A 13936-nucleotide genomic window follows, 5' to 3' on the forward strand; every position below is an offset into this window, starting at 1 on the left:
TTGATTTTACTTTCGTGAAAGTTTAATACCGAAAATGACAATTCCTGTTATAATCCCAAGAATTAGCAGCACTACAAGGATTGTCCCAAACACATTTGCTTCGGATTGAATTTCAATTGTAATTGTTTTATCGTCTGCTGTTACCGGTTGATTGTCAGATAGCGATGTTGTCCTGATCCTCATTTCATATCTGCCGACAGCAATATCATCAGGCGGAGTTACTTCAAGCTCAATTCTTTTTTCTTCACCGATCTCTAATGATTTTATAATTGCAGGCGAAACATTTTTTAACCAGTTAAGAGGCACATCAAGTTTTACTTCAACATTATCTAATCGGCGGGTTCCTTCATTAACCAGTTCAATTGAAGCAACTACTTTTTCATTCGATTTAACTGAGTAAAACAATTGCGGAGCTTTTACAAGCAGTCTTCCCTTTCCGCGCGGAACGAGTTCTAACTTAACGTAACCGACATTTAATTTTTCAATTTCTTCATGAGTCCATTGTTTTGAATGCAGACCTTTCAGTTCACCCGCTCTTTCATAGGGAATGACGAGTACATAGAATGAAATTGCTTTATCCATTTTTATTTCGTCTGAAGGTCTGTCGGGAAGAGAAATATCGAGAGCCGCAGAACGTGTGTTCACGTTCTCCATAAACTTGAACTGGCTTAATCTTGCTGAACTTGACGGATCACGGAAGTACCTGTTTATCTGTTGAGGCAGATTTACAACTTCAAGTGAGAATGTATTGCTTACACCGCTGAATAATTCAAGTGTCAGATCATACGTTGCTGTTTTTCCAAGCTCGCCCTCCTGTGAAAATTGCTGGGATTGAACGACAACGATATTTTGCGATTGGTCTTTCTGTAGATATATTTTCATGGAACGGGAAGCCCCATTGCCGTAAATAATATTCACCATAACAGCATCAAGGTCCTGAAGAAGTTTGAAGTCAATTGTCTGCGGCTGACCGTATTTTAATTCATTAATTTTTGCTTCATACGGTTGGCTGATTATTGAATTTTCATTATTGGATATTGAGACATAAACATTATGAATCACATCCGGCTGTAATGACCGGAAAAGTTCATCTTCAATATTTATAAGTTTCCTGAACTCTTCTGTATCTCCAGATGTGTTTGCCAGCTTCAGCCTGATATGTTTTACTCCATCTTTAGTCTGGTATTTCACTGCCTGTTCAACAGAGACAAACTGTGCTTCGAACAATACTGCAAGAAGCGATTGCTGATAATTAACTTCCGCATCGGAAAAAACACCTTTTGCTCTATCATACTCGGTTTCAGAAATTAATTTTTTGTTATATAGTTCCTTTGAACGGTCAAACTCTTTTCGCGCGACTTCAAATAACTCTTTTGCACGCTTTAAACCGAGCAGCCTGTATTTATCATCGCGCTGATTGTAATTTACCTGGGCAATGTTTAATTCACTTAAGCCAAAGAAAAAAAGTAAAACCACAACAGCGATGAAGAATGATTGACGATAAGTGTTCATCTGATTAGTTGTTTCCCTTTTTGATTATAACATTTCCTTTTGGTTCAGGCTTTTTCACCGATACTGATTTTATTTTTCCGCCACCCGAAAATTTTAAATCGACTTTTTCGCCAATCTTAATTTTTGCATAGCTATCTGAAAATTCTTTGAGTGAATTAAAACTGCTTCCATTAAGCGAAACAAGCTGATCACCTTCAGTAAGATCATGTTTCTTTAGAACCTCATCCGCGTTTTCCATCATATCCAGTATTTCAATTTTTTTATTTTTGAACCCGAGGATCATTCCGAGTTCAGGTAATGGTTTTATATCACCGCCGTCACCTTTAACTATCATCTGTTTTATTTGAGGAAGATCCTTTTCGTCAGCTTTTTTAAATGATCCGATAAGCATTTGTTCACCACGCATTATTCCAAACTTCACATCTTCACCTGCTTTTAAGCCATCATAAATAGCCTTTGCTTCGTCGGTTGTCTTGACACGTTTTCCATTCATCATAGAGATCATATCATCTTTTTTCATATCAACATCGGCATAACCTTTTGGTCTTTGATCAGGCGATAAAACCATTTCAATTTTCAGTTTATCTTTTTCCTGAACTAACACAGCACCTGTTTCACGCACCATGAATATTGGTTTATCTGATTTGAATTCGAATTTCTGTTGTGGTCGGATAGTTGTATTCAACAAAAAGAGAATGACTAACAACGAACTGACTTTGAGATATGATTTTTTCATTTTAACCTCTGATTGATTTTGTAAAATCTTTAAGTCAAAGATAAAATCACATCTGCGTTATAAATAGTTAATTACTGTTAGCAAGTGTTAAGAAATGTTAATGATGAGGAAAGTTTATTAATTCTGTATTATGTTTGCCCTATGAAACTTAAAGAACGTTCGCTCTGGATAATTACATCGCTTATTTCAGTCTCTGTTTTAGGACTCATTCTTATTCAACTGTATTTACTGAATATTGTCGTTGAACAGAAGGAAGAATCATTCAAACAGAACGTGATTAACACTTTAAAAAGTGTTTCTTCAAAGCTTGAAACAAAAGAAGCAAGAAATCTTGTTTTTAATTATGTATCAAACAACGAACATAACGTTGATACAATACACACCAGATATTTATCAAAAGATTTACCTAAAGACAGCGTTGCAATACTTTTGAACCCGGTACGACTTCCTTTGCAGGGAGAAAAGATGAAGATTAAAGACACTGCCGGTTATTTTGTCAGCGGAATTTTTGTGAATGAAGATTCGATAATTCACAGTAAGAAATTCAGTAAATCAGCTAAAAGCGATTCACAGTATTTTAACTTTTCATTTTCAACTAACGATACAGGAAAAACCTTTTACAGGTACAGGTATTCAAATGACAGTATAAAATTTTTTGTAGAATCAGAAGACGGGAAAGATCTAACAAAGGCATTACAGAATATCAATAAGCAGCACAGGAAAGTTTTCATTACTGAAATTGTTGACAAACTCACAATGATCGATCTTAAGCCTATTGACAAACGGGTAAGTTCTGAGGAGATTGATTCGCTGCTGTCAGATGGATTCAACAATGCAGGAATTGATATTGATTATGAGTTTGGTGTTTTGTCAGGTTTTGAAGATTCACTAAAATTATTTTTTAGTAAAAATAATTCAGATGAATTAAAAAATTCTCCGTTTCGGACGGAATTATTTCAAGCAGATGTTTTACCATTTAGAAATATTCTTGTTGTTGATTTTCCGGGAAGCAGGTTTTATGTATTACGACAATCTGCTCCATTGCTAATTCTTTCTTTATTATTTGTTGGACTTATTATCTGGTCATTTACTTTTACAATAAAAACAATTTACAAGCAAAAAAGATTTTCTGCATCTGTCGTAAGTTTTATAAACAATATGACCCACGAATTTAAAACACCTTTATCATCAATCTCACTTGCTTCCGAAGCTATCGGTAAACCGGAAGTTTCAAATAACATTGAGAAACTGAACAGGTACAACCAGATCATCAAAGATGAAAATACACGGATGAAAAAGCAGGTTGAAAAAATACTTGAGATGTCTGTGCTTGAAGAGGGTGATTATGAACTTAATCTTACAAATGTTGATGTACACGATATTCTTATCCAGGCTGTAAACAATGCTTCACTCCAGGTTGAGCCGCTGCATGGGAAAATCATTTCTATATTAGAAGCAGATAAACATTTTATACCTGGCGACGTTGTTCACATCTCAAACATTTTTCATAATGTGATTGACAATGCAATTAAGTATTCGAAAGATAAGCCTGAAATTAAAATCACTACTTCGTCTGATTCTGATTTTATACTTATAAGTATTTCTGACAACGGTATTGGAGTAAGTGAAGAAAATACAAAAAGAGTTTTTGAAAAATATTATCGTGTGCCGACCGGCAACATACACAATGTAAAAGGTTTCGGGCTTGGATTAAGTTATGTGAAACTTATGGTTGAAGCACATAATGGTGAAGTAAGGTTTTCCAGTAACGAAGGAACCGGTTCCACAGTTGAAATAAAATTCCCATTGATAAATGAACAGTAATAAAAAAATATTAGTACTTGAGGATGATACAAATCTCGGGTTTCTTTTGCGCGAACATCTTGAAATGAATTCATATTCAGTGAAGTTATGCAGAAATGGTGAAGAAGGATTGACAGAATACAAATTAAACGAGTATGATCTTTGTCTCGTTGATGTAATGATGCCAAGGAAAGATGGTTTCACTTTTGTGAAAGAGTTACGTGAAAAAGATTCTGATATTCCTGTTATTTTTTTGACTGCAAAATCTCTAAAGGAAGATCGAATTGAAGGATTTAAAATCGGGTGCGATGATTACATTACAAAACCATTCAGCATGGAAGAATTGATACTTAGGATACAAGCTGTCTTGAGAAGAACGAATCAATCGCATCAGGAGGAGATTACTCAAACACTTTTCTCGATTGGTAAGTTTTCATTTGACTTCAATCTTCGCTCATTAACAATCGGGCAGTATAAAAACGAACTGACATCCAAAGAAGCTGAACTTCTTCGATTGTTGTGTGTTTATCAGAATAAAGTTCTTGAACGCGAAACTGCTCTCAAGCTTGTCTGGGGTGATGACTCATATTTCAATTCAAGAAGTATGGATGTTTTCATTTCAAAAATTCGCAAATACCTGAAAGATGATTCTTCTATAAACCTCATGAATATCCACGGTAAGGGTTATAAGTTGATGGTGCAGTGATAATAAAAACTTTCCTTTAGTATATCCGCACTTCATTGATTAATTTTCCCTAGCATTTTCGTTCATTTTTTCAGGAAGTTACGGATGCAATCAAGAAGAGAATTCATCAAACTAAGCAGTGTTGTTGCTGGCGGTCTGTCACTCACCGGTTTTAATCCTTCATTTGCTTTTATCAGTAAAGATAACTTCAAATCAAATCGTCCTCCTTTAGCAGAAAGAAAATTTATAAGTGAAGCGGTTGAGTCAACAATTCAAAAAGTAAAAAAAGATATTGCTGACGAGGAACTTGCATGGCTGTTTGAAAATTGCTTTCCTAATACCCTCGACACAACAGTAAACTATAAAGAGATAGATGGAAAGCCCGATACATTTGTTATAACGGGTGATATACATGCAATGTGGCTGCGTGATTCAACTGCGCAGGTATGGCCTTATCTCCCCTTAATCAATGAAGATGAAAAGTTAAGAAAACTTATCGCGGGTGTAATCAACAGGCAGACCAAGTGTATTTTGATTGATCCTTATGCAAATGCTTTCAATGATGGTCCAACCGGAAGCGAATGGGAAAAAGACCACACAAAAATGAAACCTGAACTTCATGAAAGAAAGTGGGAGATTGATTCGCTTTGTTATCCTGTAAGACTCGCTTATAACTACTGGAAAACATCTAACGATACTTCCTGTTTTGATGAGAACTGGGTAAGTGCAATGAAGCTGGTGTATCAAACCTTTGTTGAACAGCAAAGAAAGAATGACAGAGGCACTTATTCTTTTATGCGCACAACTGCCTGGCAAACTGATACTGTTGCCGGAAGCGGTTATGGTAATCCAATTAAACCTGTCGGACTTATCTGCTCTGTATTCAGGCCATCAGATGATGCAACTACTTTTCTGTTTCTTGTTCCATCAAATCATTTTGCAGTTGTATCGCTCAGACAATTATCAGAAATATTTTTATCTGTAATTGGTGATAAAGATTTTGCTGATCAATGTTCTGTACTTGCTGATGAGGTTGAAAAAGCTTTAAACAATTACGCTGTTGCTGATCATAATGAATTCGGAAAGGTTATTCCTTACGAAGTTGATGGTTTCGGCAACAAACTTTTTATGGATGATGCAAATATTCCGAGTCTTCTTTCTCTTCCCTATCTCGGTTGTATGGAACAAAATGATTTGATTTACAGGAACACGCGGAGATTAATCTTGAGTGAAAGTAATCCATATTTCTTCAAAGGAAAATCAGGAGAAGGGATTGGCGGACCGCATGCAGGAGTAAATATGATCTGGCATCTCGCAATAATTATGAGAGCCTTAACGAGTAATGATGAAATGGAAATCACTTCTTGTTTAATGATGTTGAAAAATACTCATGCCGGAACAGGATTTATGCATGAATCCTTTCACAAAGATGACTCTTCAAAATTTACACGCAAATGGTTTGCATGGGCAAATACATTGTTCGGCGAACTGATATTAAAAATTCATAGAGAAAAACCGCATCTGCTTGGTTAAGAGGAAATCAGAATGAAAATTATTTTTTTTGTTTTGTTCATACCTATACTCACATTGTCACAGACTGATGATGTTCTAAAATATGTCGACCCGTTCATCGGAACCGCGGAACACGGGCACACATTTCCCGGAGCTTGTGTCCCTTTTGGAATGGTACAGTTAAGCCCTGATAACGGCACTCCGGGCTGGGATTGGTCTTCCGGTTATAACTATGCAGATAGTATGATTACGGGATTCAGTCACACACATTTAAGCGGAACAGGAATCGGCGATTTGTATGACATTCAATTTATGCCCGGCACTAAGAAAATTAATTCTGCTGAGGATATTTCCGGTTCAAAATTATTCAGACAAAAGTTCGATCACAAAAATGAATCTGCGTCGCCGGGTTATTATTCAGTAATTCTTGATGACAGCAAAGTTAAAGTTGAACTCACAACTACTACACGAACAGGTTTTCATCGTTACACATTTCCTGAAAGTGAATCATCATCAATACTTCTAGATTTAAGTTTTTCTCTCAACTGGGACAGGAATGTTGAATCGAATCTTCAAATTGAAAATGATTCAACAATTAGCGGATACCGTTATTCAACCGGATGGGCAAAAGACCAACGTGTTTATTTTGTCGCAAGATTTTCTAAACCGTTCGAAAAATATTTTGTCTATTCTGATTCATTAAGTGATGTTAAGAACAAAACATCGGTTGGTAAAAATGTTAAGGGATTTTTTTCTTATAACACGAAAGCAAATGAACAGATACTTTTGAAAGTTGGTATCTCATATACAAGTATAGAAGGAGCAAGACAAAATCTTGATGAAGAAAATCCCAATTGGAATTTTGATGAAATAAAAAGTCAGGCGGAAAACCTCTGGCGAAAAGAGTTAAATAAAATAAAAGTTACTTCTGACAACGAAGCTCAGAAGAAAATATTTTATACGGCTTTATATCATTCTTTTATCTCACCTTATGTTTACAGTGACGTTGATGGCGGATACAGAGGCGCCGATGGAAAGATTAGTAATACACGATCAATCTCTCGTTATACGGTATTTTCTTTGTGGGATACATTCAGAGCACTTCATCCTTTGTTTACATTGGTCCAACCCGGAAGAGTTAATGATTTGATTATCTCATTCCTTCGTCATTATAAAGAAACTGGTTTGCTTCCCGTTTGGGAGTTAACGGGCAACGAAACCAATACTATGATTGGTTATCATGCAATTCCTGTTATTGCTGACGCTATTCTAAAAGGCTTCAATGGTTTTGATATTGAACTCGCATACGATGCAATGAAAACAAGCGCAATGCAGGATAAATCAGATCTTAATTTTCTACGTGAGCTTGCTTACATTCCTGCTGATAAAGAAAATGAATCAGTTTCAAAAACACTTGAATATGCTTATGATGATTATTGTATTGCTATGGTTGCAAAACATCTGAATAAAAAAGATGATTATGAATATTTTATGAAGCGTGCAACCAACTATAAAAACCTTTTCAACTCAACGATTGGATTTATGCAAGGGAAGAATGAAGATGGAACATGGAAATTCCCTTTTGATCCTGCATTCTCCAAACATACAGGGCATGATTTTACAGAAGGAAATTCCTGGCAGTATTCCTGGTTCGTTCCTCATGACGTTTCAGGATTAATAAAATTAATGGGTGGTAAGGAAAAGTTTAATCAAAAACTTGATTCATTGTTTATCGATCCAAACGGAATTACAGGTGATGAAGCATCTCCAGACATATCAGGCTTAATCGGACAGTATGCACATGGGAACGAGCCAAGCCATCACATTGCTTACCTCTATAATTATTCAGGTGAACCATGGAAATCACAGAAGAAAGTAAATGAGATAATGAAAACTCTTTACAGTTCTGCGACAAACGGACTAAGCGGAAACGAAGACTGCGGACAAATGTCTGCGTGGTATGTTTTTTCAGCGTTAGGTTTTTATCCTGTAAATCCCGCAGAAGGAATTTATGTTTTTGGTTCCCCTCTTTTTGATAAAACTGAAATACATTTTGATAACGGAAATATTTTTAAGATCACAGCAAAGAATGTTTCGCCGAAAAATATTTATATCAGCAAAATCATTCTTAACAAAACTGAATTGAACAGGAATTATATTCATCACAATGAAATCACCAATGGCGGTGAACTGATATTTGAAATGAGTTCAACACCAAACTATAATCGTGGAATTTCTCCTGAATCTTTTCCACCATCAATGAGCAATTAAAGGAAAAACAATGAAATTATTTACAAAAACCCTCAGCCTTAGTCTTATCCTCAGCATCTTTGCTATAATCAGTGGTTATGCTCAGACGGAGAACAAAGAATTTTCCCGCGAGCAAAGAATAAAATTAGCTGAAGATGTTAAATCAGAATTTCTACATGCGTGGAATGGTTACAAACAATATGCATGGGGCAATGATGCATTAAAGCCATTGTCAAATACTTCTCACAACTGGTATGAAGAATCCTTGTTGATGACTCCCGTTGATGCTTTTGATACAATGGTACTTATGGGATTAACTGAAGAAGCAAACGAAACTAAAGAACTGATATTCAGTAAGCTTTCATTCGATAAAAATTTTTATGTGCAAAACTTTGAAATAACAATTCGTCTTCTCGGCGGATTACTTTCTGCTTACCAGTTAGATGGTGATGAAAGATTTTTAAAACTCGCTGAAGATCTTGGGAACAGACTGCTTCCTGTTTTTAATTCACCGACAGGAATGCCTTATGGAAGTGTTAATCTCACAACAGGCGAAACACGGTGGCAGGTTAGTAATCCTGCAGAGATTGGAACATTGATGATTGAATTCGGAACGCTGAGTAAGTTCACCGGCAATCAGGTATTTTATGACAAAGCCAAAAAGGGAATGGTGGAAATGTACAACCGCCGTTCAAAAATTGGTTTAGTCGGAACACAAATAGATGTTGAAAAAGGTGAATGGACAAATAAGGAAAGCCACATTAGCGGAATGATTGATTCATACTACGAATACCTTTACAAATGCTGGCTCCTTTTTGGCGACAAAGATTTTAAAGATATGTATGATGTAAGCATTGCAGCAGTTAATAAATATTTATCTGATACTACCGATACAGGATTGTGGTATGGAACAAGTGATATGGAAACAGGTGAAAGAAAATCCACCCGCTTCGGTTCACTTGATGCTTTTTTTCCTGCTGTGCTGGCAATAAGCGGAGATTTGAACAGAGCGGAGTGGCTCCAGGAGTCCTGTTTATCGATGTGGAAGCTGCACGACATAGAACCTGAAATGCTGAATTATAAAACTATGGAAGTTCTTCACCCGAATTATTATTTAAGACCTGAGATAACTGAATCAGCGTTTTATCTTTATCAATTAACAGGGAAAGAAAAATATCTGAGCATGGGAAAATATTTCTGGGAGAATCTAAAAAAACATTGTAGAACTGAAAGCGGTTATGCAGCACTGAAAAGTGTTATAACAAAGGAGAAGAACGATTCAATGGAAAGTTTTTTTCTTGCGGAGACTTTGAAATATTTCTACCTGCTATTTCACCCGGATAAAATTATTGATTTGAAGGAATATGTTTTTAATACTGAGGCGCACCCGATAAAGGTATTTTCAGAATAGGTTTTTAACGATAGCTGTAACTTTCTAGCTGGAGTGATTCGCAAGCTGAAGCTTGCGGCTACCTGGCATTCATTCTTTATCCTATTCTTACTGGCGGAATCACCATCCGCCGCCGCCTCCACCACCCCCGCCGCCGCCCGAGGAACCACCGCTTCCTGAGCTTGAACCAGGGGCTGATGAGGATGATGAAACCGCACTTGAAAATGATCCGCTGAATGATGAAGCAAATCCGCTTGCGCCGAATGTACTCCACGCGGTGCCTGAATAAAACGAAGGTGAATACTTTCTGCCATCTTCACGTACAGATGATAAAATAGATTCAAATTGTTCCGACCATTCCTGCTCAACACCGAGAGCAAAAGCAAATGGCAAAAATTTTTCAAACAACTCAGGTGTTTTATCAACAGGATGCATGAGATTTAACCTGTCTTTCTCAGCAACACCAAGATACATTTTGAATCCTTCAATCTTATCCATAAATGATCTGCCGAGAAGAGTTGGCGCTTTTAACAGCTGGTAAAAAACTACATTCAATGTTCCGATCAATGCAAGCAATAGAAGTGTGAACGGTGAGCCTTCCATACTTAACATTACCAGACCAAATATTTCGCCGCCGATGAACGGAAGAGAAAATAAAGTTATGAATATAGCACCGGCAATCGATGCGGCTTTTTTTCTTCCTCTGCGAAATACATCAACCCATGATTTGAAAACTGTAAAGACAAGTAGTATCACTCCGAAACTCCAGATGGAAAGCCAGATGAATAACCCGATTTCTGCTTCAGAAGAGAATGCAATTGTGGCGACATATACTATTACAGATATCAGAATCCCAATGAGGAAATATTTTCTGTTAGTAATGAAATATGTTTTTTCATAATCAGTCTTTAGTGCTGATTTCAGGGCATTAATCCCTTTCTTCACCTCACTATGATTTACATTTTTCAGCAGAAGTGATTTTCCTTTTTTCTGTAGTGACAAAGAGGTTAAAACTTTTTTTTCTTCTGATGAAAGAGATTCAGCGGGTATTCCGGTACCAATCAACTGGTATGTAGCATCATCTTCCTGGATTGTGAGATGTTTTTTTACAGCGAGATTCATTATCAACGCAGCGAAACATTTATTATCAAATCCCATCTTTAATAAATACCTGGCAGCAGCAGGAGTAATGTTTCCAGGTGCTTCATACAGCGGAATGATTGTCTGCTTTTCAGGATCTCTTCCATAACGGAACCAGAAAAATATATAGTATAGAAAAAGTATCACCAACCCTGCGAGCGCAATAATTATTGAACGATTATCTTTGATGAAATAATTTATCTTCTGTGAAGTATCAGCTTCTTTTACAAAACCTTTCGGGAACTCAACCACAACTGTTAAACCTTCGTAGCCATTAAGAGAATATTTAGTAATGAATTCAACCGAAGCGTCCGGGTTTATTTTATAAGTATAGTTCCTTCCTTTTGAACCGAACTGTCCTGTAAAAGCGTACGCTTTCAGATCATCTTTTGAAATACCTTCCGGCAGTGTGATTCTTGCAGTTGCTTTTTGAATTTCAAACGCCCAGCCGTTGCCTGTAACATTCCAGTAAAGTTCATCATGATCCTTAAAGAAACCAAGCTGCCGAGATGTTTTATACCTTATCGTGTAAGTATAAAATTTACGTGGAGTAAGAAATATGTTTTCACTTCCTAGATAAATCCTTATTCCGTTCGAAACATTTTCATAATGGTTTGGTTCCGTTTTCCCGTCACGAAGGGTTTCAAGCAATTCAAAATCAACAATAACTTTGTTACCGTAGTCATCTTTATATCTTGTGGGAAAATCCCTGAATATTCCTCTTTTAATTTGCTGACCAAGAGAATACACCTTTATAGTTTCTTCAACATTCATTGAACCGTCGGTATTTATTTTTATTTCACTGTGATATGATTCAATTCTTTCATAATCCTGAGAGAATATTTTTACAGAGAAAACAAAAATGAGAAAGCACAAAACGGGTATTATGTTCTTCATATCTTCACCTGCGGCGACATTCTTTCAGAAGCTAATTCAATTTCAAAATAGTCATCAGTCTTATACCTGAATACATTTGCGATAATATTGCTGGGGAATGACTCAACCCTTATGTTGTAATCCCTTACAACACCATTATAATATCTTCGTGCGTATTGAAGCTGGTCTTCAGTATCAGCAAGTTCTTTTTGAAGATCTAAAAAATTAGTACTGGCTTTAAGATCAGGATATGCTTCGGCGATAATTAATAAATTAACTATCGATTTGGTCAGATCATTCTCGGTGTGCGCTTTTTCTTTTATCTGTTCCTGAGAAGCAGCTTTATTTCGTAGTTCAGTTATTTTTTCGAATAAAGATTTTTCATACCCTGAATAACTTTTTACAGCATCAACAAGATTGGGTATCAGGTCATTTCTTCTTTTAAGCTGAACATCTATCCCGCTCCATGCTTCACGGATAAGATTTTTATCTTTAACAAATTTGTTATAAACAATTACGAACCAGAAAACAACTAATATGACTATTGCGGATATGACAAATGACAATTTATCCTCCGTTTATTTTATAGTTCTTATTCTTCCTTAATCTTTTTCGTAAATCCACTCTTTTTGTTTCTTTAATCTTTTATCAAGGTTATACTTTTTAAAGAGTGTTATCATTTCATCATCTGTACGTTTATTTATTTCCAGCTTACTGTTATTTGCCAGTTCAGACGTAAGTAAAGTGATAACAGCCGCAGCTTCTGACAAATATTTTTTATTCACTTTATCAAAAGTATCACCTGCTTCATGATAATATTTGTGCATCTCTTCATCAAGATGTGCCTGGAGTGTTATGGTGGGAACACCTGCGAACATAAACGGCATGTGGTCGCTGTTCGTCCATGGAGAATTGACAACACCGGATTTTAAATTAAAGCCGATTAATTTTTCATTAAGTTCAGTGAGAAATGGAATAAGTTCATCAATACCCATCGCGTTAAAACCTGTGGGAGAACCGGTCATATCCATATTGATCATTGCTTTGATCTTATCATCTTTGTGCATCTCAACATATTTTTTTGAACCCCACAGACCAAGTTCTTCGCCGTTGAACCATACTAATTCGATTGTGTAATAATTTTCTTTGCTGAAATTTTGAATGAGTCTTGCAACATCAAAAAGAATTGCCGTACCAATGCCGTTATCAATTCCTCCCTGACCCAAGTCCCACGAATCAAAGTGCGCACCGACAACAATTTTTTCATCTGACTTACCGGGAAACGTAACAACTGTATTTGCAGATTCCATCTCAACACAATATGATCTTGATGTCACTTCTATTTCGACCTGAATATTTTTTTCAAGTAATCTTTGTAGCCACTTCCCTTCTTCATAAGTAAGACTGAATGCAGGTATTGGTGTCGGGTCTCCCTGAAAATTTCCTGTACCAGCAAGATTTTGCGCACCTGTTTTTGTGTTGATGAATAATATCGCTATAGCCCCATGTTTAGCGGCTATATCTATTGCTTCATACCTTAACAGTGCTTCTTTTCCTTTTGGATTTTCCTGTGTCACTAACACAATTTTCCCATTAACACTAATTCCCGAGTAGTCCTCATCAAAACCATATTGAGCATATACAACATTTGATTTTGCTGCTGCCAGCGGATTAACATATCCAAGCGCAATTGCTTTCAGTTTTTTTTCAACCGGTGATTTAAGTATTACTTCATCATCACCACGAACCCAGCCGGGCACTTTTATTTTTTCCCGTTTATAATTTATATCATGCTTCTGAAGTTCTTCTGCCAAAATATCCATCGCTTTTAGATTACCAGGTGTACCCATTAATCTTCCGCCGGTTTCATCGCATAATCTTCCAAGAACTCTGTAAGAATCATTATCAACAAAAGCAGAACCTATTATGTTGTACCAGGTTTGTTTTTGCTGGGCATTTAATACTGCGACAAAGAAAATTAAAATTGCTATTGAAAAAGTTTGTTTCATATTTATTCCCTGTTATTTCTTTA

The 13936-nt window shown here is 36.3% G+C and carries 10 protein-coding genes; 5 read left to right on the forward strand and 5 right to left on the reverse strand.

Going from position 1 to position 13936, the window contains the following annotated elements; genetic code table 11:
* Positions 1-6 precede the first annotated feature (6 nt).
* Both IPM56_14130 and IPM56_14135 read right to left on the reverse strand, forming a co-directional pair.
* Entirely contained in the window at positions 7-1512 is a 1506-nt protein-coding gene (locus IPM56_14130) for a hypothetical protein (GenBank protein ID QQS35372.1), read from the reverse strand.
* Between the two features lie 4 nt (positions 1513-1516).
* A complete protein-coding gene (locus IPM56_14135) occupies positions 1517-2248 on the reverse strand; it encodes a hypothetical protein (protein ID QQS35373.1) in 732 nt (243 codons plus the stop codon).
* A 141-nt stretch (positions 2249-2389) separates the two neighbouring features.
* Here IPM56_14135 and IPM56_14140 point away from each other — a divergent pair, with 141 nt between their 5' ends.
* The 5 genes from IPM56_14140 (at position 2390) to IPM56_14160 (ending at position 9909) form a co-directional block, all read left to right on the forward strand.
* Positions 2390-4072, forward strand: coding sequence for a HAMP domain-containing histidine kinase (locus tag IPM56_14140; protein QQS35374.1), 1683 nt, complete (start codon positions 2390-2392; stop codon positions 4070-4072).
* Complete coding sequence (locus IPM56_14145) at positions 4062-4757, forward strand: response regulator transcription factor (GenBank protein QQS35375.1); 696 nt, start codon at positions 4062-4064, stop codon at positions 4755-4757. Before IPM56_14140 ends, IPM56_14145 begins: the two co-directional genes overlap by 11 nt.
* An 84-nt stretch (positions 4758-4841) precedes the next feature.
* Positions 4842-6269 (forward strand): glycoside hydrolase family 125 protein, encoded by a 1428-nt coding sequence (locus IPM56_14150; protein QQS35376.1) that lies wholly within the window; start codon positions 4842-4844, stop codon positions 6267-6269.
* A gap of 12 nt (positions 6270-6281) precedes the next feature.
* The gene (locus tag IPM56_14155; protein QQS35377.1) at positions 6282-8519 is read left to right on the forward strand and encodes a GH92 family glycosyl hydrolase; all 2238 of its coding nucleotides are present in this window, start codon (positions 6282-6284) and stop codon (positions 8517-8519) included.
* A 10-nt stretch (positions 8520-8529) separates the two neighbouring features.
* Positions 8530-9909 (forward strand): glycoside hydrolase family 47 protein, encoded by a 1380-nt coding sequence (locus tag IPM56_14160; protein ID QQS35378.1) that lies wholly within the window; start codon positions 8530-8532, stop codon positions 9907-9909.
* Between the two features lie 99 nt (positions 9910-10008).
* Here the strand turns inward: IPM56_14160 and IPM56_14165 are convergent, their stop codons facing one another.
* The 3 genes from IPM56_14165 to IPM56_14175 are packed head-to-tail and all read right to left on the reverse strand — an operon-like array spanning position 10009 to position 13913.
* Entirely contained in the window at positions 10009-11925 is a 1917-nt protein-coding gene (locus IPM56_14165) for a DUF2207 domain-containing protein (GenBank protein ID QQS35379.1), read from the reverse strand.
* Complete coding sequence (locus tag IPM56_14170) at positions 11922-12470, reverse strand: LemA family protein (GenBank protein ID QQS35380.1); 549 nt, start codon at positions 12468-12470, stop codon at positions 11922-11924. Before IPM56_14170 ends, IPM56_14165 begins: the two co-directional genes overlap by 4 nt.
* A 36-nt stretch (positions 12471-12506) precedes the next feature.
* A complete protein-coding gene (locus IPM56_14175) occupies positions 12507-13913 on the reverse strand; it encodes a M28 family peptidase (protein QQS35381.1) in 1407 nt (468 codons plus the stop codon).
* Between the last annotated feature and the right edge of the window lie 23 nt (positions 13914-13936).

The sequence above is a fragment of the Ignavibacteriales bacterium genome (genome assembly GCA_016700155.1).
Classification (GTDB): domain Bacteria; phylum Bacteroidota; class Ignavibacteria; order Ignavibacteriales; family Ignavibacteriaceae.

Coding starts and splice junctions, on each gene's coding strand:
- IPM56_14130 (QQS35372.1), bottom strand. CDS start 1,512: ATGAACACTTATCGTCAATCATTCTTCATCGCTGTTGTGGTTTTACTT.
- IPM56_14160 (QQS35378.1), top strand. CDS start 8,530: ATGAAATTATTTACAAAAACCCTCAGCCTTAGTCTTATCCTCAGCATC.
- IPM56_14145 (QQS35375.1), top strand. CDS start 4,062: ATGAACAGTAATAAAAAAATATTAGTACTTGAGGATGATACAAATCTC.
- IPM56_14165 (QQS35379.1), bottom strand. CDS start 11,925: ATGAAGAACATAATACCCGTTTTGTGCTTTCTCATTTTTGTTTTCTCT.
- IPM56_14150 (QQS35376.1), top strand. CDS start 4,842: ATGCAATCAAGAAGAGAATTCATCAAACTAAGCAGTGTTGTTGCTGGC.
- IPM56_14155 (QQS35377.1), top strand. CDS start 6,282: ATGAAAATTATTTTTTTTGTTTTGTTCATACCTATACTCACATTGTCA.
- IPM56_14175 (QQS35381.1), bottom strand. CDS start 13,913: ATGAAACAAACTTTTTCAATAGCAATTTTAATTTTCTTTGTCGCAGTA.
- IPM56_14135 (QQS35373.1), bottom strand. CDS start 2,248: ATGAAAAAATCATATCTCAAAGTCAGTTCGTTGTTAGTCATTCTCTTT.
- IPM56_14140 (QQS35374.1), top strand. CDS start 2,390: ATGAAACTTAAAGAACGTTCGCTCTGGATAATTACATCGCTTATTTCA.